The organism is Kribbella sp. NPDC051620, from assembly GCF_044453825.1.
Classification (GTDB): domain Bacteria; phylum Actinomycetota; class Actinomycetes; order Propionibacteriales; family Kribbellaceae; genus Kribbella.
In genome coordinates this window covers 379,096-398,301 of the sequence record NZ_JBITDB010000003.1, presented here as the reverse complement: position 1 = coordinate 398,301, position 19,206 = coordinate 379,096, and the positions used below count along the sequence as shown (strand labels likewise).

Here is a 19,206-nt window from a genome sequence, read left to right as displayed (position 1 = left end):
AGCGAGCCGATGAGTTCCAGCGAGCCGATGAGCTTCTACGACGCCGTGGGCGGGGCTGACACCTTCCACCGCTTGGTGGCCGCCTTCTACCGCGGAGTCGCCGCCGACCCGGAGCTGCGCGCGATGTACCCGGAGGAGGACCTCGGCCCGGCCGAGGTGCGCTTCCGGATGTTCCTCGAGCAGTACTGGGGCGGGCCGCGCACGTACTCCGAACAGCGCGGGCACCCCCGGCTGCGGATGCGGCACAACCCGTTCGCCGTCACCCCGACCGCCCGTGATCGCTGGCTCGGCCACATGCGGGCTGCGCTGGACGAGCTGGGGCTGGAGCCGGAGCGCGACGAGGAGATCTGGAAGTACATGGTGATGGCCGCGCACAGCATGGTGAACACCGACGAACCGAACTACCCGGGCGCGATCGACGTGGCCGGGAACTGACTTTCTTAGGAGATACGAAGAGCATGGCTGCTACTCGCACCGCCAAGGCCCACTGGGAAGGTTCGCTGCTGGAGGGGGCCGGTCAGGTCAACCTCGAGTCGTCGAAGCTCGGTACCTTCGACGTGACCTGGGCCGCCCGGTCCAACGACAAGGCCGAAGGTGTCACCAGCCCCGAAGAGCTGATCGCCGCCGCCCACTCGACCTGCTTCTCGATGGCCCTGTCGCACGCCCTGGCCGGCGCCGGCAATGCCCCCGAGTCGATCGACACCACCGCGGACGTCACCTTCGTCCCCGGCGAAGGCATCACCGGCATCAAGCTCTCCGTCAACGGCAAGGTCCCCGGCCTCACCGCCGACGAGTTCGCCCAGTTCGCCGAAGAGGCCAAGAAGAACTGCCCGGTCTCGCAGGCCCTCACCGGTACCACCATCACCCTCGACGTGACCTTCACCGCCTGACCTGCTGAACACCTCCGGCACCGCTCTCCCTTGGAGACCGGTGCCGGATCTTTTTGCCCGTGGGGTCAGGCGGGGGGTTCGTGGCCGCCGCTGGTGTGGTGGGCGGGGGTGGAGCGGGGCGGAGGCTCGTCGGCGGGGGCCTCGAGGTGGGCCAGGCCGTCGGCGGCTTCGGCGGCGCTGCCTACGCCGGTGGTGGAGGTGGCGGGGGCTTCGGGGTCGCGGGTGGTGAGGTTGCCGACCCGGAGGACCTCGCCGTTGCGGACGTACCAGGTGGTGCCGTCCTCGCCGCGGAGCTGGGTGACGCGCAGGCCGACCGCCTCGACGACGCCGGTCGCCTTCTCCATGTCGATCAGGTCGCCGACGGCGTACTGGTCCTCGAAGATCATGAAGACGCCGGCCAGGAAGTCCTTGACCAGCGTCTGGGCGCCGAAGCCGAGCGCCACGCCGATGATGCTCGCCGACGCGACCACCGGGAGGATGTTGAAGCCGAGCTCGGCCAGCAGCATCACGACCAGGATGGCGGTCAGGATGATGGTGACCGTGCTGCACAGCAGCGACGCGATGGTCTCGGCGCGCTGGCTGCGGCGTTCGCTCATCAGGGTCTGTTCGACGAACTCCTGGCCGCGCTTGGACTTGGCCAGGACGCCGGCCACGGCGCCGTTGCCGGTACGCCGGGCGAACCGGCGGATCGCCTTGTGCAGCAGCCAGCGGACGACGAAGAACGCGAGGATCAGGCCGACGATCCGGGCCGGCACGGTGATGATCTGGTCGGTCACCTCGAGCTTGCCGTCGTTGCCTCTCCGGAAGAACGTCGGGAAGCTGTCCGGGACGGAAAACAGGGGGTGACTGAGCAGGGACACGGGGTAACTGAGCAGAATAGGCATCTCGCCGCCCTACTGTAGTGATCCCGCCAAGGATCTCTACATTCCCTCATCCGGAGATTTGCGAGGAGGAACGAACGGACATGCCGAGCCGGCTGCAGGACGAGCTGACCCGACTGGTGTCCGCCGGCGTCCTGCGCCCGCACCAGGCCGAAGCCCTCCGCACAGCCGCCGAAGCAGACGCCGCCGCACCTCGCATCGCCCCCGGCGCCAATCGTCCGCCTGAGGCGCGGCGGCAGCCTCCTACGGCTGTGCACTCCTCTGCGTTGACTGAGGTGTTGGGGTATATCGGGGGTGCGCTGCTCCTGGGGGCTGTGGCGTTGTTGACGTTGGCCAACTGGGGGGAGATGGGGCGGGCGGCCCGGATCAGTACTGGGGCCAGTGCGGCGGTGATTTTGCTGGGGACTGCCGCGGTGCTGGCCTTGTTGAGGCGGCGGGAGCAGTTGAGCTCGGCGTTGGCGTCGTTGGGGTGTTGTGTGGCGGGGTTCGCCACCTATGTCGCGATCGAGGGGGAGACCGGCCGGGTCGCCGGCGTCGCCGTGGCGCTCGCGCTGGCGGTGGTCGGGGTGTGGTGGCTGGCCGGGTCTTCGTTGCTGGTGGCAACGTTCGGGATCCTCGCCGTCGGTGTGTTGGTGATCACCGCGGACGTCCTCACTCCGGACACCTCGACGAACACCAACTCCGCGGGCATCGCCGGTACCGGGTTCATCCTGGTCGCCTTCGTGATGGCGATGATCGGCCTGGTGCGCGACCAGGTGACGGCATGGTCACTCGCCGGCGCCGCCATGTTCAGTTCCTCGATCTGCTGGCTGATCCAGGAGCGAGGTGAGGTGATGGCCCTCGCAGTCGGTACTGCCGGCCCGGCCGCTCTCCTGGTCGCCTACGGCCGCCGCCACGCCTCGGCGTACGCGGTAGTCGGCTGCTCGATCCTCCTGGTCATCTGGCCGATCTCGCTCTACCAACTGACCAACAACGTCGCCGGAGTAGCCATCGGCCTGGTGATAGCCAGTACTGCGCTCCTGCTGGCCGTCTTGCTCCTCACCCGCCGCCAGCGAAGACTGGTCGAGTGAGACTCAGGGCGACTGGGTGACCGTCAGGGCGCGCAATGCGAGGCTGCCGTCGGTGGAGGCGCGGCCCAGGTGCAGGTAGCCGCCCCGGTAGGTCTTGTCGGTGACAGACACCTTCGTGGGGTGGTCGAGCCGGCTCCAGGTGAGCGTGGTCGGCGTGACGTCGAGGCGGAACCGCATCCACTCGCCGGCGAACACCGGGGCGGTCTTCCGGACCGCCAGCTTGATCCCCGGCCGCTGCCCGGTCCGGTGCGCCCACAGGCCCAGTTCCCCGTTGGCCTGCAGGATCGCGTGGTAGCCGCTGGCGGTGCCGATCCGGTTCTCGTAGTACGAGTCGTCCTGGTGGCCGAAGGCCAGGCTGAGGTGCGCGAGCGGGTCGGACGGCAAGGCGGCGAACGACGCCTCGAACTCGACCGAGTAGGCCGGTGAGGTGATCGGTCCGAGATTGCCCAGCGTCAGGAAGTGCTGCGTACCCTTCGCGGCGAGCCCGATGCTGCCCCCGCGTCCCCAGCTGACGGCGAACCGGTCGTCGTACGGATCCCGGGTGAGCTCGCCCGGCACCACCGCTCCGGTCGCCCACTGATCGGTCGTGACCTGCTCGGTCTTGCCGAGGACGTAGCCGAGGTTCGACGTGACCGCGCCCTGCATCCCGAGCGCGGTGTAGTGCGCGAGGTCCGCGCGACGATGCAGCGGGTACGGCCAGATCGGGATGCCGGTCCCCACGGCCGCCTCGGCGAGCGACGCGTCGAGGTACCCGCCAGGACCGGAGTTCGGTACCACGATCGCGTCCGTCCGCGGCGACAACTGCCCGGCGACCGCCTGGATCGCCTCCGGGGTCATCTCCTCCGGCGTGGTGAAGTACGCGAACACGCCGAGCCCGAGCGACTTCACGTCGGCGATCAGCTCGCCCTTGAAGTAGGTCTTGATCATCACGGCCGACTCCAGCCGGTACTTCGCCACCATCGCCATCATCGGGGCGTAGGCCCGCTCGTCCTTCGCCTCGATCGCGAGGATCACCCGGCCGCCGTACTTGCGCAGGACGTCCTCGAACAGCGGCACCTTGAGCTTGGCCTCGGCCCAGCGCGGGCCCAGCCGCGGTACCTGCAGCCAGCCCTTCTCGAGCTGGGAGTACTTCACCGCCCGCAGGTTGCCGGTGAGGTTGGTGGTCCGTTCGAGGGTCTTGTCGTGCATGCAGACCAGCACGCTGTCAGCGGTGATGCCGACACTGACCTCCATCGCCTGTGCGCCCCACGCGACCGCGGCGTCGTACGACTCCATGCTGTGCTCGGGGAACACGTCACCGACGCCCCGATGGGCGACCAGGTAGTGGTCGCCCCGATCCGCGACCCAGTCGGTGAGGCTGTAGTCGCCGGTGACGCCGATACTGCCGCCGGTCGTCTCGCGACAACCGGTGACCAGCGAGCCGGCCGCGACCGCGCCGAGCAGTCCCAGCGTCGTACGGCGGCTGACCCCGGTACGCGGCAGCAACTCATCCATCGGGTGTGCCCCCTCCAACGCACCGGCGCAAGTCCCCCCTGCGCGTGCTTAGCCGAAGAGTAAGGGCATCAGGCGGTCTTGCGGCAGTGCTCGATGCAGGGTCGTGACGCAGGAGAACGCGTAGTACCGAATCGCCTCCGAGCGGTGACGTCCACGACCCCGATGGCGCGCGCCGTTGGGTGCGATGCCCCGGGATACGGCAGACTCGCACGCGTGACTGCTCCCACTCCAGCCCTTGTCGAGCTTGCCGTCGCGCACGGAGTGGCGACCGAGTACTGGAACTGGCAGGGCGAACACGTGCTGGTGTCGTCCGAGGTCGTATCCACAGTGCTGGCCGCACTCGGTGTCGACGCGTCCACCCCCGAGCAAGCCACCGATGCGCTGGCGGAGCACCAGTTGGCGCGCTGGCGCCGCGTGCTGCCCGCCACGCTGGTGATGCGGGAGGGCTGGACGCCCTGGTTCGCAGTACACCTGCCGCACGGCTCCACTGCCGAGGTGTGGGTCGATCTGGAGGACGGTGGACAACGCCGGGACATCCCGCAGCAGGAGCACTGGGTAGAGCCGGAGTGGGTCGACGGCGTGCAGATCGGCGAAGCGACGTACCAGCTGCCGGGTGACCTGCCACTGGGCTATCACCGGCTGTGCGCGCGTGTCGGCACCAGCCCGGAGATCTCCGTCGGCTCCCTGATCGTCACCCCGCAACGACTGGAGCCGCAGCGACTGCAGCGGACCTGGGGCTGGGTGCTTCAGCTGTACTCCGTACGCTCCCGCAGGTCCTGGGGTATCGGCGACCTGCACGACCTGGCCGACCTGGCCGCGTGGTCCGCCAACGACCTGGGCGCCGGCTTCGTACTGGTCAACCCGCTGCACGCTGCCGAGACCGCCGGCCGCATGGAGCCGTCGCCGTACCTGCCGGCCTCCCGTCGGTTCGCGAACCCGCTCTACCTGCGCATCGAGGACATCGACGAGTACGGCGACCTCGCACCGGCCGAGCGCGACCGTGTCCGCACACTGGCCCTCCAGGCCCGGGCGCTGAGCGAGGACCCGGATGCGCTGGACCGCGACACCGTCTGGGCCGCCAAGCGCGAGGCCCTCCAGCTCCTCTTCGGTGTCCGCCCATCCATCGGCCGCATAGCCGAGTACGGCGCGTACTGCGACCGCGAAGGCCTAGGGTTGATCGACTTCGCCACCTGGGCGGCCATCGCGGATGTGCACGGTCCCGAGTGGAGCAAGTGGCCCGAGGAGCTGCAGGACCCGAACGCGGCCGCAGTCGTTGCCTTCCGCAACGAAAATCCGGACGCGGTGGAGTTCCACTGCTGGTTGCAGTGGCAGCTCGACGAGCAGCTCGCCCGGACCCAGGCGCGGGCCAAGTCGGCCGGCATGTCGCTCGGCATCCTGCACGACCTCGCCGTCGGCGTACACCCCGATGGCGCCGACGCGTGGGCGCTCAAGCGCGTGCTGGCCGCCGGCATCCATGTCGGTGCGCCGCCGGACGCGTTCAACCAGCAGGGACAGGACTGGTCGCAACCTCCGTGGCGGCCGGACGCCCTTGCTGCCACCGGTTACGCGCCCTGGCGGGACCTTGTTCGCGCGGTGATCCGGCATGGGGGCGGGCTGCGGATCGACCACATCCTCGGGCTGTTCCGGCTCTGGTGGGTCACCTCGCCGGAACGGCCGACCGAGGGCACCTACGTCCGCTACGACCACGAGGCACTGATCGGCATCCTCGTCCTCGAGGCGTCTCGCGCCGGTGTGGTCGTCGTGGGGGAGGACCTCGGCACGGTCGAGCCGTGGGTACGCGACTACCTCACCGAACGCGGAGTCCTCGGTACTTCGGTGCTGTGGTTCGAGCGCGACGCGAACGGCAACCCGCTCCCGCCCGAGCGCTGGCGCGAACTCTGCCTGGCCACGGTGACGACCCACGACCTGCCGCCGACCGCCGGGTACCTGGCCGGCGACCACGTCCAGCTGCGCGACCGCCTGGGCCTGCTGACCCGCCCGTACGCCGAAGAGCTCGCCATCGACGAGGCCGAGCGCGACTCATGGCTGAACGCGTTGCGCGAACGGCACCTGCTGGGCTACGCGGACGGCGATGTCGAGCGCATCGTCGAGGCACTGCACCGGTACGTCGCGCACACCCCGGCGAAGCTGGTCGGTGTCGCCCTGACCGACGCGGTCGGCGAACGGCGTACCCAGAACCAACCCGGCACCACGGACGAGTACCCGAACTGGCGGGTCCCGCTCGGCGGCCCTGACGGGATGCCCGTCCTGATCGAGGACCTGCCCAACAACCAGCGGCTCCGCAGGCTCATCGGCGTACTGCACTGCTAGGCGGTGCAGTATTCGCGGAAAGTGAACAACCGCCTACGAGCTGTTGACAATAGATTTGAACGGTTGTTATCTATTGTCACACGAAGGCGCCTTCCTTCATTCCCCGACCGCCCCCACAACCGGGAATCCGAAGGAGTGTCCGCATGCCGCGAACACACAAACTCAGCCTGGCCGCAGTTGCCGCCGGAGCCTTGGCTCTGACGGCCTCCACGTCCCTGTCCGTACCCCTGGCCTACGGCCACGGGTACACCAACTCGCCGATCAGTCGCGCCAAGCTGTGCGCGAACACGACGGTCAAGAACTGCGGCGCGATCCAGTGGGAGCCGCAGAGCACCGAGGGTCCGAAGGGCTTCCCCGGCGCGGGTCCGGCCGACGGAAAACTCTGCTCGGCGGGCCTGCAGCAGTTCAACGAGCTGAACGACCAGCGCGGTGGCGCGTGGCCGGCCACCCAGCTCACCTCGGGCGCGAACTACGCGTTCAAGTGGCACCTGACCGCGCAGCACTCCACCACGGACTTCAAGTACTACGTCACCAAGCAGGGCTGGAACCAGAGCGCGGCGCTGAGCCGTTCGGCGCTCGACCTGACTCCGTTCCTGACGGTGCCGATGGGTGGCGCCCGGCCTGCCGCCGACATCACCCACAACGGCCGGCTGCCGAGCCGGTCCGGGCGGCACATGATTCTCGCCGTCTGGACCATCGCGGACACCGGCAACGCGTTCTATCAGTGCTCGGACGTCCAGTTCGCGAGTTCGTTGTCGAAGACCGGAACCGATTTCGGGTTCTGACCATGTTTGGTTAATAACTTTCGTGGGAATGGCCCTCCTTGAAACCTTCCGCCCCGAGTTTCAAGGAGAGTCCCCATGAAGTTCTTTCTCCGTCGCGTGACCGTGCCCTTGGTCGCCTTGCTGGTCGGGCTGCTGCCCGGCCTGCTGGTGATCGAGAACGCCTCGGCCCTCACCAAGCTGACCCAGGCGCAGGCAGCCTCGATCCTGAGCGCCGCCGGCGTCACCTGGTCGTCCAGTGGCAACTGCACCGACTGGAACAACTCAACCTGTACCTCGTTCACCAACATCAACGACAGCACCGTGTACGGCGTCCGGACGCTGCACACGGCGAGCGGGTGCGCGGTGAACATCACCGGCGGCACCGAGGTCGGCCACGCCAGCGGGACCTACAGTCACCGCAACGGGTACAAGGTCGACATCTCGAAGTACACGTGTGTCGGCAACTACATCAAGAACACCTTCACCCGGATCGCCAACCGCGCTGACGGCTACCCGCAGTGGAAGGCCGCCTCCGGCAACATCTACTGCGACGAAGGAAACCACTGGGACATCACGTATTACACCTGTGGTTGCTAGCCGACTTCTGAATCCGTCCGTGCCCGTCCCGGTCGAGGCCCCGGGGCGGGCGCGGGTGTTCGTGGGACTAGGCTTGCGTCCGTGATCACTCAGCTCTCCGGCCACACCGTGCTGGTGTTCGTCGGTATTCCAGTGCTGGTCGTGGCGGTGCTGGCCTTGCTCGTCTTCGCCTCCTCGATCGCCAAGGGTCCCCGCTACCGCCCGGGCCTGTCCTGGTGGGCTCCGCCCGTCTGGATCGGCGGCCCGACGGCCACCCGGCCCGACCCGGCCAACCTGCCCGAGCTCCCCGCCGGCACCACTACCGCGACCGCCGGCACCGGCGTCGCCCGGACGACCGGAGGCGCAAGTGCCAGCTGGTGACGCATTCACCCCGGACCAGCTCTACGACATCGAGCGCGCCGTCCGGCATGCCGAGGACGCGTCCGGCCTGCACTTCTCCGTGTACGTCGGGGGAGCGGACTCCGAGACGCGCCCGTTCGCCCTGGAGCTGCTGAACGAGCTGGACGACCCGGACAACAGCGTCCTGGTGTACGTCGACCCGGCCGGGCGCCGGCTGGAGGTCGTCACCGGCGCCAACGCGCGGCGGCAGCTCTCGGATCACGCGGCCGGCCTGGCAGCGCTGACCATGCAGACGTCCTTCGCCACCGGCGACCTGACCGGCGGCCTGGTCACCGGCGTCCAGCAGCTGGGCACCCACGCGCACCAGCCCCCGCTGCTCCACGCGAACGAGCCCCACAAGCAGTAGCAGCCCACACAGCTCACCCGGCGGTCAGTCGGGTGAGCTGTCAGCCGGGCTTGGCGGCGGGTTCGTACGTCGGGCAGGCGATGTTGGAGTGAATCGCCTGCGTCTTCGCCGCCTGGCAGAGGTTGAGGGCCGCCTCGGCGCTGGGGAGCGCGGCGAGGTACACGACCCACTCGCCGGTCTCCGGCTCGAGGCTGCTGTTCGCTATCCCGGGGTACTGCCCGTTGAGGAACATCGCCCGGCCAGGTACGCCGGCGGTGATCAGCTTGGCGGCGAGCTCCTTGGCGACCTGCTCGGCGTCCATACCGGCGTCGGTCGGGTACTTGTCGAGCACCGCGATCCACTGGCCGCGGCGGAAGACCGGGGTGGCCGGGCCGGTGTTCGGTGTCGCGGACGTCGCGGTGGTGGTCGTCTTGGCCACGCTCGGCTTGGCTGCCGTCGGCTTCACCACGGGAGGCTTGCGGTCGGCCTTCGCCGTGCTGACCGCCGCGGGTGCGGTACCGCTCTTCGTCTTCGGCGTCGCTGAGGTCGGCGGCGCGGGAACCGGCGGATTGCTTCCGCTCTGCGGCGAGGACCCGCCATTTGTCAGGATAAAAGCAGAAGTCGCGACCACCGCGGCGCTCGCGATGATCGCGGCTCCGACCGCGGCAGTGGATCGCTTCGATTTCTTCCGGCCCGAATGGCCCGCGCCGTGGCCCGCGGAGCGCTTGCCGGCGGCCATCCGCTCGGCGCGGTCGGCCTCGCTCTCCAGTTGGGACCCGGCCACGTCCTTGGTCGGTACCGCACGTCCGGCGCGAGCGGCCACCCGGCTGTCGCCGCCGTGGTTGAGCGCACGCGCGTTGGCCCGGCCGGCCGAGCGCTTCGCCCGGGTCGGGCCTTTCCGGTCATCCACGTGTGTCACGACAAAGGTCCTCCCCAGAATCCTCAGGTGAATATCTGGGTGCAGCTTAAACCGGGAAAGCGGAAAAGTGAGGGCCCTTCACGTGGTGAGAATCTCCTTCTGGACAAGGCGATCGCGGCCCGCGACCGATCAGCGACGGTGTGGTGACATTCAACTGTTTGAATGTCGCGGACAGTGCCCGCGCCGGCACTGTCCGGAATTCAGGTCCCGGAAGGGATGCCGCCCTGTTTCGGAGCCGGCCGGGTGTCCAGGCAGTCGTCCAGCCAGGTCTCGACATCGACCTCGGAGTTGAGGATGTGGCTCACGTACGACGCCCGCTCGTGGCTGAGGACTTCCTGCTCCCAGACGCAGGGCGCGACGCCGATCGGAGCCGGGCGCAGATCGTCGACGTCCAGGCCGCGGAAGATGCTCAGCCGGGACTGGAACTCCTTCGCCCAGCTCTGCACGACGAGGTACGTGGCGTCGTCACTCAGATGGAGGACCACCACGCCGAGCCCGACCGCGCCCATCGCGTCGTCGAACTCCAGCTGCTTGGCGGCGGTCACTCGCGCCACCGCCACCATCTGGTCGTCCCAGGAGCGGCCGCGGGCGGTGATCACGTACGGCTTGACCAGCCGGCCGGTGAACCGCCAGGGCATCAGCGGAGTGACCGGGCGCGGACGGTAGGCCTCGGCCAGGCCGGTGAGGGCCACGGCCGAGGCGCCGGCTAACGAGGGATCCCCTGCTTCACTCCGGTCCGGCATCAGCCGACCGCGTCGCGACGCTGGGCCTCCAGCGCACGCTCCAGGTCGGCACGGGCCTCTCCGACATACCGGAGGGTCGGTGCGTCGACTGACTCGGCCTCCGCGTCCAGCCAGCCGGTCAGCGCCTCCAGCGTGGACTGCTCCGGCAGGCCGCGCGGCGACAGGTAGACCAGCACGTTCTCGCCCATGGACGAGCCGAGCCGGGTGTAGACGTCCTTGGCCGCGGTCAGGTACTTGCCGACGTACGGCCGGAGCAGGTCCTCCTGGCCCGGCTGCTGGAAGCCCAGGATGGTCCGGAACTGCGTCTCGTTCGGGGTGTCCTCGGACTCCACGGCGATCCGCCACGCGTCGGCCTTGGCCTCGGCGGTCGGCCGGGCGGCGCGTGCCTGCGCGGCCCGCTCCTGGCCGGTCATCGTGGTGTCGTGGGTCAGCTCTTCGTCGATGGCGTCCGCGTCGACCCGGCCGAGCCTGGCCAGCGCGACGATCAGCGTCCAGCGCAGGTCGTTGTCGACGACCAGGCCGTTCGGCAGGTCAGTACCGGCGACCCAGGCGGCCAAGCGGTCGGCTCCGGCGTCGGAGAAGACGCCACCGATGTAGGCACGGGCGAACGCGAGCTGGTGGTCACTGCCCGGCTCGGCGCCGGCCAGCAGCTCGGCCAGGGTCTCCTCGTACTGCGCCCGCAGCTCCGCGCGGTGCTCCGGTGCTGCATAGCTGTTGATCGTGGAGGTGGCCTGCGCGAGCAGCGACCGCACACCGGTGAGGTCCGTCTCGGCGCGAACACCCTTGAGCACGATGCCGACGTACTGGCTGGCAGGCATCTCCGCGTCGCGGGTCATGTCCCACGCCGCGCCCCAGGCCAGCGCCCGGGCCAGCGACTGGTCGAGCTTGTCGATCGAGTCGACCAGCGTCAGCCGGGACCGCTCGTCGAGCCGGATCTTGGCGTAGGTCAGGTCGTCGTCGTTGAGCAGCACCAGGTCGGGCTGGGTCGCGCCGACCAGCTCGGGAAGCTCGGTCCGCGGGCCGTCGATGTCGACCTCGAACCGCTCGGTCCGGACCAGGCCGGCGTCAGTGAGCCGGTACAGGCCGACCGCGAGCCGGTGCGGCCGCAGGGTCGGGTGGTCGGCGGCAGCGGTCTGCTCGATCGCGAAGGTCTGGAACTTGCCGTCCGCGTCGACGGTGAAGTCGGCGCGCAGGGTGTTCACGCCGGCGGTCCGCAGCCAGCGCTCGGTCCAGTCGTCCAGGTCGCGCCCGGACGCCTTCTCCAGCGGCTTGAGCAGGTCGGCCAGTTCGGTGTTGCCGAACGCGTGGTCGGCGAAGTACTCCTTCAGCGCGGTGATGAAGGTGTCCTCACCGACGAAGGCGACCAGCTGGCGCAGCGTCGAGGCGCCCTTGGCGTAGGTGATGCCGTCGAAGTTCACCTCGACCGCGTGGAAGTCGACCATGTCCGCGGCGATCGGGTGCGTCGAGGGCAGCTGGTCCTGCCGGTAGGCCCAGTTCTTGCGGGCGTTGCAGAAGGTCGTCCAGGCCCCGGCGTACTTCGTGGTCGCGGTCGCCTGCGCCCAGTGGCTGGCCCATTCGGCGAACGACTCGTTCAGCCACAGGTCGTCCCACCAGGTCATCGTGACCAGGTCGCCGAACCACATGTGCGCGAGCTCGTGCAGCACGGTGTTCGCGCGGCTCTCCAGCTCGGCGTGGGTGGTCCGGCTGCGGTAGATGTACTCGTCGCGGATCGTCACGCAGCCCGCGTTCTCCATCGCGCCCATGTTGTACTCCGGCACGAACGCCTGGTCGTACTTGTGGAACGGGTACGGCGTACCGAAGGCGCGCTCGAACAGCTCGAAGCCCTGCTTGGTCACCTCGAACAGGTCCTCGACGTCGAGCGAGTCGGCCAGCGACGGGCGGCACAGCAACGACATCGGGTACGTGCCGTTCGGGCCCTCGTAGGCGTCGGTCACCACGTGGTACGGACCGGCGACGACGGCGGTGATGTAGGTCGAGATCGGCTCGGTCGGCGCGAAGCTCCAGGTCGCCAGCTCCTCGCCGTTCGCACCCTTGTACGGCGTCGGCTCGGGGGTCGGCGCGTTCGAGATGACGACCCAGCGGGCCGGCGCGGAGACGGTGAAGGTGAACGGCGCCTTCAGGTCGGGCTGCTCGAAGGTGGTGAACACCCGGCGGGCGTCCGGCACCTCGAACTGGGTGTAGAGGTAGGTCTCCTTGTCGGCCGGGTCGACAGAGCGGTGCAGCCCTTCACCGGTACGCGAGTAGATGCAGTCCGCGACCACGACGAGCTCGTTGCGCTCGGCCAGGTCGTCCAGCTGCAGCCGCGCGCCGTCGTACACGCTGTCCGGGTCGAGGGCGCGTCCGTTCAGCGTCACCTCCCGCACCGTCGCGGCGATCAGATCGGCGAAGGTGCTCGCGCCGGCTTCGGCGGTGAAGGTGAGGGTGGTCGTCGACGCGAACGTCGCGGCTCCGCTCGCGGCGGTGGTCAGGTCGAGCTCGATCGCGTAGCTCACGTCACTGACCAGGCCGGCGCGGGTGCGCGCTTCGTCGCGCGTCAGGTTGGTTCCAGGCATGTCGGCATCCTATGCACCTGGGTGGTTGCGGCACCGAGGGTTTCCCCGCGACTTGCGCACCAGGTGGGAAACCGTTGCCAGAGCTTGATCCGGCGTTGCCCGAGCGTGATCGGCCGGTGCCGGCTGGTGACCGGTCTGGTCCGGTGCCTGTCCGCTGGACGAGACGCCACGCGGCCCGGAGTACGAAGTGGTTTCAGTTTGTACGATCGAAGGCATGACCCCCACCGCTGATTTCTGGTTCGACCCGGCCTGCCCCTGGGCCTGGATGACGTCTCGCTGGATGCTCGAGGTCGAGCAGGTCCGGGACGTGAAGACCGCCTGGCATGTGATGAGCCTCGCGATCCTGAACGAGGAGCGCGACGAACACGACGCGAACTGGCTGCGCAAGCTCGGGCTGGTCCGGGTGCTGATCGCCGCCGAGCAGGCGCACGGCAACGAGGTGCTGCTGCCCTTCTACACCGCGCTCGGCAATCGGATCCACGTCGCAGGCCGTGGCATCAACGGCGAAGGCGTGCTGGAGGAGTCGCTCGCCGAAGCCGGTCTGCCCGCCTCGCTGGCGGAGGCAGCCGGTAACGACAGGTACGACGACGCTGTCCGCAAGTCGCACCTGGCCGGGATCGAACTGGTCGGGATGGAGGTCGGTACGCCGGTCATCTCCGTCGAGGGCACCGCGTTCTTCGGGCCGGTGGTCACCCCGGCGCCCAAGGGCGAGGCGGCCGGCAAGCTCTGGGACGGGGTCCGGCTGGTGGCGGCGACCGACGGCTTCTTCGAGCTGAAGCGCACCCGGGACCGCAGTCCCAGCTTCGACTGATTCCTTCGAACTTGCTGAGAAGGGTTGAACGTTCCAACGGTCTCGGCGAAGGTTACTCACCAAGTTAATCGTTCAATGGTGAGTAGGTTGCAAGTGAAGCTTCTGCGTAGTGGCGAGGCCGTCGTGCCTGTCGGTGTGACGGCCGGGATCGCGGTCTTCGATCGGCAGACCGGGCAGTTCACCGACGTGGTCGACCCGGATCGTCAATTCCGCTCGGCGTCGGTGGTGAAGCTGCTGCTGGTGCTCGACTTCCTGTGGGACCGCGGTCCGGCGTACGACATCCCGGCGGCCGACAAGGCCCGGCTCGAGGTGATGCTGCGCAGCAGTGACGACGACGCGGCGAGCTACTACTGGGACCACCTCGGCGGCTCCGCGATCATCGACCGGATGGTGCTGTTGCTCGGCCTGACCCACACGGCCGGGCCGCCGGTCACCCACCCGGGCTTCTGGGGGTACGCGGCCTTCACTGCCGCCGATACCGTGCGGATCTACCGCTACCTGCTCGACCAGGCGCCTGCGCCCGTGCGGGACTTCGTGATGGGCAACCTGCAGCAGCCGACCCGCTACGGCACCGACGGCTTCGACCAGTACTTCGGGATCGCGTCCGCGTTCGAGCCGCCCTTCGCGATCAAGCAGGGCTGGTCGGGCTACCTGGACTCCAGTGGGTACGGCAGGGACAAGAACAAGCCGAAGGACGCGGCGGTGGATTTCGTCCGGGCGGCGCTGCACACGACGGGAACCGTCGGCCCGGACCACCGGGCCATCGTCGCGGTCTACACGCTGCATCCCGCCGGGACCGGGTACGGCAAGGCCTGCGCCGACACGACGGCCCTGACCAGAACTCTCAACGTGCCCGGCGCGGTCAAGACGCCCGGCGTACCGGACTGTCAGTAGGACCTGTAAGACTTCTGGGCATGCGAGTGCACATCGGCTCTGATCACGCCGGCTTCGACCTGAAGAACCATCTGGTCCAGCACCTCAAGGGTGCCGGGCACGACGTCGTCGACCACGGCCCGGCCGTGTTCGACGCGGTGGACGACTATCCGCCGTACTGTCTGCGGGCAGCCGAGGGGACCGTCGGTGACGAGGGCAGTCTCGGCATCGTGATCGGTGGCTCGGGCAACGGCGAGCAGATCGCCGCGAACAAGGTGAAGGGCGTCCGGGCCGCACTGGCCTGGAGTGTCGAGACCGCCGAGCTCGGCCGGCTGCACAACAACGCGAACGTCGTCAGCGTCGGTGCGCGGATGCACACCGAGGAGGAGGCGACCGCGTTCGTGGAGAAGTTCCTCGCCACCGCGTACTCCGGCGAGGAGCGGCACACCCGGCGGATCGAGATGCTGTCCGCCTACGAGGAGACCGGCGAGCTGCCGCCGTTGCCCTCGTCCTGATCTTCTTTCTGTTTGCGGGCCGGCCGGTCCGGAGTACGGGGTCTGGAGACGTCCCGGGCCCGCATGGAGCGGCCGGTCCCGACCACTGCCGGAGTCGGCGCGCCGCTGCGGCCTTTACCTGATGTCAGACCCATAAGAGGAATCATGCCCGAAGGTCACACCCTGCATCGCCTGGCCAACGACGTCTGGGACGACTTCGGCGGCCGGGTGGTCCGCGCGTCGAGTCCGCAGGGCCGGTTCGTCGAGGGCGCCGCGCTGCTCGACGGTCACGTCCTGCGCGGGACCGAGGCCCACGGCAAGCACTTCCTGGCCGACTTCGAGGGAGCTGGCTGGCTGCACATCCACCTCGGCCTGATCGGCAAGATGGACTTCGGCAAGATCGAGGCCGGCGACACCGCGCCGCAACCGGTGGGCCAGGTCCGGCTCAGGTTGCAGAACGCGACGGCGTACTCCGATCTGCGCGGCGCGACCGTGTGCGAGGTACTGACCGACGGCGAGCGCGAGGCGCTGATCAAGCGGCTCGGGCCCGACCCGCTGCGCGACGACGCCGATCCCGAGCTGGCCTGGAAGCGGATCCACCGCAGCAAGCTGCCGATCGGCCAACTGCTGATGGACCAGGAAGTGCTGAGCGGCGTCGGCAACGTGTACCGCGCCGAGGTGCTGTTCCGCGCGAAGCTGCACCCCAAGACGCCCGGTCACCTGGTCAAGAAGAAGGAATGGCAGGGGATGTGGACCGACTTGGTCCAGCTGATGAAGTACGGCGTCGAGACCGGCCGGATCGACACCGTTGCCGATGACCACACACCCGAGGCGATGGGCCGCGACGCCCGCCAGGACGACCACGGCGGGGAGGTCTACGTGTACCGCCGCCAAGGTCAGCACTGTCACGTCTGCGACTCGGTGATCCGGACCGAGATCCTGGCCGGGCGCAACCTTTTCTGGTGCCCGAAGTGCCAGCGCACCGGGCTGACCCGGCGCGGCTGAGAAAAACGGTCACCGGGTCTCAATTGTGACTGTATCAATTGAGAGAAGGCTGCAATCAGGTTGTGACAATGTGATGCGCGGACCTGATGGTGCCGTTATCTTCATCTCACCATGAGTAGCGGCGGTGGCGGCAACGCTGTTGTGCGACGGGTCGGCAACCGGGCCGAGTCGTGGCTTCGGCGCGCGCGGACCTCACACCAGCTGGCCTTCGTCGGTCTGCTGGCGTTGACGGTCACGGTCAGTTCCGCCGCACTGGCGATGCCCTCCTTCATACCCAGCAGCGTGCTGGTCATACCTCTTCTGCTCGGCGGATTGGTGCTGCGCTTCCGGCCGCTGGTGCTGCTCACCGTCTTCGCGCTGATCACCGGCTCGTACGTCGTGTCGGAGCGCGCGGCCGGCCTGCCGAAGACCGGGTTCGTGGTGGTGCTCGGGCTGATCGCCTGGATCATCCTGACCGGGGCGAAGGTGCGCAGCCGGCTCGGAGTCCAGGGGACCCGCGGCGAGACGATGCTGATGGAGTTGCGCGACACGTTGACGGCTCAGGGCGAGTTGCCGAAGCTGCCGGGCGGGTGGCGGGCCGAGCAGGCGATCCGGTCGGCGGGTGGGGCGTCCTTCTCCGGCGACTTCGTGGTGTCGACGACGCGGGCGGACGAGGTGCTCGAGGTCGCGCTGGTCGATGTGTCGGGCAAGGGAATCGATGCCGGGACGCGGGCGCTGCTGCTGTCCGGGGCCTTCGGCGGGTTGCTGGGGGTGGTACCGGTGGAGGAGTTCTTGCCGGCGGCCAACCACTACCTGCGCAGGCAGGCCTGGAACGATGATTTCGCGACCGTGGTGCATGTGGCGGTCGACCTGCGCACGGGCGGGTTCGAGGTGCGGACCGCCGGGCATCCGCCGGCGATCCAGTTCGACTCGTGGTCGGGGCGGTGGCAGACCCGCGACGCCGACGGGCCGCTGCTCGGGCTGGTCGAGACCCCGGACTTCGTGGTGAACCGCGGCGAGCTGAAGATGGGCGACGCGCTGTTCCTCTACAGCGACGGCATGGTCGAGACACCGCGGCGCGACATCGAGCGGGGGACCGACCGGCTGGCGGGGCATGCCGAGCGGCTGATCGCGACCGGCTTCAAGGGCGCGGCGCTCGAGCTGGTCGACGAGATCGGCGGGCCGGGCGACGACTCGGCGATCGTGGTCATCCACCGCAAGACGAACCCGTCCGACACGCCGGACTTCACGGCCGCGCGGCCCGGGTTCACGACGAAGATGCAACGCCGGAAGACGGCAATGCTTCGCTACGCTCGCTGACCGCGCGCATACTGCTGGAAGAGACGCTTCCAGTTTCTGCGAACGGGGCAGTGCCGTGATCGCTAACTCGGCCAGGTTGTTGCCGCTACTGCTGATCGCCTTCGTCCTGCTCGCCTTCGGGCCGCAGACCGCTGCCGCGGACGGACTGCCACGTACTGTTCCGGTGGCGTCGGGTGAGCGTCCACCGACGGTCCCGGTCGCGACGGCGTCGCCTCCGGTGGCGTCCGAGTCGCCGCCGGAGACGCCGCCCGGTACGCCGCCGGTTACGCCGCCCAGCACGTCGCCGTCGACTCCACCGGTCACGCCGCCGTCGACCCCACCCACCAGCCCGCCAGCGACCAGCCAGTCACCCACTAGCCCGCCAGTGACTCCGCCCGGGACTCCGGCCACCTGTCAGCCTTCGAGGGCGTTCGCCATGGAGTGCTCGCCGGGGGATGGGCGTCCGACGTTCCCCGCCCGGCCGCTACCACCCGTGCCGTCGACCGCGCCGGAGCCGTCCGTCCCGACGGTGACTGACTCCGAGCCGGCTCCTCCGGTTTGGCGGGGCGGGCCGAGCGATGGGGGCACGCCCCAGCCAGCGGGTCCTACGGTTCCACCCAGCGGGGTGACCTTGCCACCGCCGGCGGCGGGCGGAGTACAGGTTGAGGGGGTTGCTCTGGCTCGGAATGCGGCTCCGCTGTTGCCGTTCGGAGTACTAGGCGGCATCTTCCTCGCGTCTGGCGGCCTACTGCTGGCAGCGGCCGCCCTCCTGCTCCGCCGCCGAGGCAAACACTCCTACTGACGCACCCGTACTGACCTGACCGGAGCATGGCGTACCGTGCTCGGTCGTGACGATAGATGGGGTGGACCGCGGCGCCGACCGAAGCGCGCCAGACGTCTCGTTCGACGAACTGCTGGCGATGACTCCGCCGTCCATGCGCGAGGTCTTCCCCCAAACCCACTGGCAACTGGGCAAACTCTGGGCCCTCGACCTGCGGGTGGAACCGGTAGAGGTAGCCGACCTCCTCTGGATGTTCGACCTCCCCTTGTGGCAGCTGAACGGCGAACGCTTCAAGGTCACCCCCAACCAGGTAGCGGCGACCCCCATGAACTACCGCCCCCACTACGAACGCGTCATGGACGCAGACCTCGACTTCCCCATCCACCTGGTCGCCTACCGAGGCCGCCTGGTAGTCCTGGACGGCGTCCACCGCCTCCTCAAAGCGCACTTCCTCCGCCGGCGCTGGATCGAAGCCAAGATCGCCACCGCGGCCCAACTCCAGGAATGCACGCCCAGCTAGGTCGTCGCGGCGGCGATCACCCGGGTCAGGGACTTGTGGAGGCCTTCTAGCTCCTCGAGGGTCATGCCCAGGCGGTCGATGATCGCGGGCGGGATCTTCAGGGCCTGGGTGCGGAGGGACTGGCCGGCTTCGGTGAGGGTGACTGCCAGGGAGCGTTCGTCGCGGGGGTCTCGGGCTCGGGTGAGGTAGCCGCTTGACTCCAGGCGCTTGAGCAGCGGGGAGAGGGTGCCGGGGTCTAGGGCCAGCAAGTTGCTGAGTTGCTTCACCGACAGTGGGGATTCCTCCCAGAGGGCGAGCATGACGAGGTACTGCGGGTGAGTAAGGCCCATCGGGTCCAGTAATGGGCGGTACAGGGCGATCACGCTGCGGGAGGCGACCGCGAGCGCGAAGCAGACCTGGCGGTCCAGGGCCAGCAGGTCGACCTCTTCGGATGTCCCGGGCATATCTCTCCTTCGAGC

The 19,206-nt window shown here is 68.8% G+C and carries 21 protein-coding genes; 15 read left to right on the top strand and 6 right to left on the bottom strand.

The genetic code is table 11. The annotated features are described in order from the left end of the window. Positions 1-9: 9 nt before the first annotated feature. Together ACIA12_RS14905 and ACIA12_RS14900 are read left to right on the top strand one after the other, a co-directional pair. Complete coding sequence (locus ACIA12_RS14905) at positions 10-435, top strand: globin (RefSeq protein WP_396367516.1); 426 nt, start codon at positions 10-12, stop codon at positions 433-435. 23 nt (positions 436-458) lie between these two features. Next, entirely contained in the window at positions 459-890 is a 432-nt protein-coding gene (locus ACIA12_RS14900) for an OsmC family peroxiredoxin (protein ID WP_396367515.1), read from the top strand. 65 nt (positions 891-955) lie between these two features. Here the strand turns inward: ACIA12_RS14900 and ACIA12_RS14895 are convergent, their stop codons facing one another. After that, positions 956-1,774 carry a mechanosensitive ion channel family protein gene (locus ACIA12_RS14895; protein ID WP_396367514.1) on the bottom strand — a complete coding sequence of 273 codons (819 nt, stop codon included), beginning with the start codon at positions 1,772-1,774 and terminating at the stop codon, positions 956-958. Between the two features lie 80 nt (positions 1,775-1,854). On the opposite strand from ACIA12_RS14895, the gene ACIA12_RS14890 reads away from it, so the two are divergent. Then, on the top strand, positions 1,855-2,841 hold the full coding sequence (locus tag ACIA12_RS14890; RefSeq protein ID WP_396367513.1) for a hypothetical protein: 987 nt from the start codon (positions 1,855-1,857) through the stop codon (positions 2,839-2,841). A gap of 3 nt (positions 2,842-2,844) precedes the next feature. Here ACIA12_RS14890 and ACIA12_RS14885 read toward each other — a convergent pair whose 3' ends face one another. Beyond that, positions 2,845-4,335: a glycerophosphodiester phosphodiesterase gene (locus ACIA12_RS14885; protein ID WP_396367512.1), complete on the bottom strand. Its 1,491-nt coding sequence runs from the start codon at positions 4,333-4,335 to the stop codon at positions 2,845-2,847. Between the two features lie 213 nt (positions 4,336-4,548). Here ACIA12_RS14885 and malQ point away from each other — a divergent pair, with 213 nt between their 5' ends. From malQ to ACIA12_RS14860, 5 genes are all read left to right on the top strand, one after another. Next, positions 4,549-6,666, top strand: coding sequence for a 4-alpha-glucanotransferase (gene malQ, locus ACIA12_RS14880; protein WP_396367511.1), 2,118 nt, complete (start codon positions 4,549-4,551; stop codon positions 6,664-6,666). A gap of 143 nt (positions 6,667-6,809) precedes the next feature. Continuing rightward, positions 6,810-7,451: a lytic polysaccharide monooxygenase gene (locus tag ACIA12_RS14875; RefSeq protein ID WP_396367510.1), complete on the top strand. Its 642-nt coding sequence runs from the start codon at positions 6,810-6,812 to the stop codon at positions 7,449-7,451. A gap of 75 nt (positions 7,452-7,526) precedes the next feature. Beyond that, positions 7,527-8,027, top strand: a complete 501-nt coding sequence (locus ACIA12_RS14870) for a hypothetical protein (protein ID WP_396367509.1) — start codon at positions 7,527-7,529, stop codon at positions 8,025-8,027. A gap of 81 nt (positions 8,028-8,108) precedes the next feature. Further along, on the top strand, positions 8,109-8,387 hold the full coding sequence (locus ACIA12_RS14865) for a hypothetical protein (protein ID WP_396367508.1): 279 nt from the start codon (positions 8,109-8,111) through the stop codon (positions 8,385-8,387). Then, the gene (locus ACIA12_RS14860) at positions 8,374-8,772 is read left to right on the top strand and encodes a DUF5130 family protein (protein WP_343971313.1); all 399 of its coding nucleotides are present in this window, start codon (positions 8,374-8,376) and stop codon (positions 8,770-8,772) included. The genes ACIA12_RS14865 and ACIA12_RS14860 overlap by 14 nt, the downstream gene beginning before the upstream one ends. 40 nt (positions 8,773-8,812) lie before the next feature. Here the strand turns inward: ACIA12_RS14860 and ACIA12_RS14855 are convergent, their stop codons facing one another. The 3 genes from ACIA12_RS14855 to pepN form a co-directional block, all read right to left on the bottom strand. Further along, complete coding sequence (locus ACIA12_RS14855; protein WP_396367507.1) at positions 8,813-9,670, bottom strand: hypothetical protein; 858 nt, start codon at positions 9,668-9,670, stop codon at positions 8,813-8,815. Positions 9,671-9,870: 200 nt separating this feature from the next. Then, positions 9,871-10,413 (bottom strand): hypothetical protein, encoded by a 543-nt coding sequence (locus ACIA12_RS14850; RefSeq protein WP_396367506.1) that lies wholly within the window; start codon positions 10,411-10,413, stop codon positions 9,871-9,873. Continuing rightward, positions 10,413-12,986, bottom strand: a complete 2,574-nt coding sequence (gene pepN, locus ACIA12_RS14845) for an aminopeptidase N (protein ID WP_396367505.1) — start codon at positions 12,984-12,986, stop codon at positions 10,413-10,415. Before pepN ends, ACIA12_RS14850 begins: the two co-directional genes overlap by 1 nt. A gap of 214 nt (positions 12,987-13,200) precedes the next feature. Here pepN and ACIA12_RS14840 point away from each other — a divergent pair, with 214 nt between their 5' ends. From ACIA12_RS14840 to ACIA12_RS14810, 7 genes are all read left to right on the top strand, one after another. Then, positions 13,201-13,797, top strand: a complete 597-nt coding sequence (locus ACIA12_RS14840) for a DsbA family protein (RefSeq protein ID WP_396367504.1) — start codon at positions 13,201-13,203, stop codon at positions 13,795-13,797. A gap of 93 nt (positions 13,798-13,890) precedes the next feature. Next, complete coding sequence (locus ACIA12_RS14835; RefSeq protein ID WP_396367503.1) at positions 13,891-14,691, top strand: hypothetical protein; 801 nt, start codon at positions 13,891-13,893, stop codon at positions 14,689-14,691. Positions 14,692-14,711: 20 nt separating this feature from the next. Further along, positions 14,712-15,185: a ribose-5-phosphate isomerase gene (locus ACIA12_RS14830; RefSeq protein ID WP_396367502.1), complete on the top strand. Its 474-nt coding sequence runs from the start codon at positions 14,712-14,714 to the stop codon at positions 15,183-15,185. Positions 15,186-15,329: 144 nt separating this feature from the next. Further along, positions 15,330-16,169 (top strand): Fpg/Nei family DNA glycosylase, encoded by an 840-nt coding sequence (locus ACIA12_RS14825; protein WP_396367501.1) that lies wholly within the window; start codon positions 15,330-15,332, stop codon positions 16,167-16,169. 111 nt (positions 16,170-16,280) lie between these two features. Continuing rightward, positions 16,281-17,468, top strand: coding sequence for a PP2C family protein-serine/threonine phosphatase (locus ACIA12_RS14820; protein WP_396367500.1), 1,188 nt, complete (start codon positions 16,281-16,283; stop codon positions 17,466-17,468). Between the two features lie 604 nt (positions 17,469-18,072). Further along, entirely contained in the window at positions 18,073-18,249 is a 177-nt protein-coding gene (locus ACIA12_RS14815) for a hypothetical protein (RefSeq protein WP_396367499.1), read from the top strand. A 46-nt stretch (positions 18,250-18,295) separates the two neighbouring features. Next, entirely contained in the window at positions 18,296-18,748 is a 453-nt protein-coding gene (locus ACIA12_RS14810) for a hypothetical protein (RefSeq protein ID WP_396367498.1), read from the top strand. Here the strand turns inward: ACIA12_RS14810 and ACIA12_RS14805 are convergent. Beyond that, positions 18,745-19,191 carry a MarR family winged helix-turn-helix transcriptional regulator gene (locus ACIA12_RS14805; protein WP_396367497.1) on the bottom strand — a complete coding sequence of 149 codons (447 nt, stop codon included), beginning with the start codon at positions 19,189-19,191 and terminating at the stop codon, positions 18,745-18,747. The genes ACIA12_RS14810 and ACIA12_RS14805 overlap by 4 nt on opposite strands. Positions 19,192-19,206: the final 15 nt, after the last annotated feature.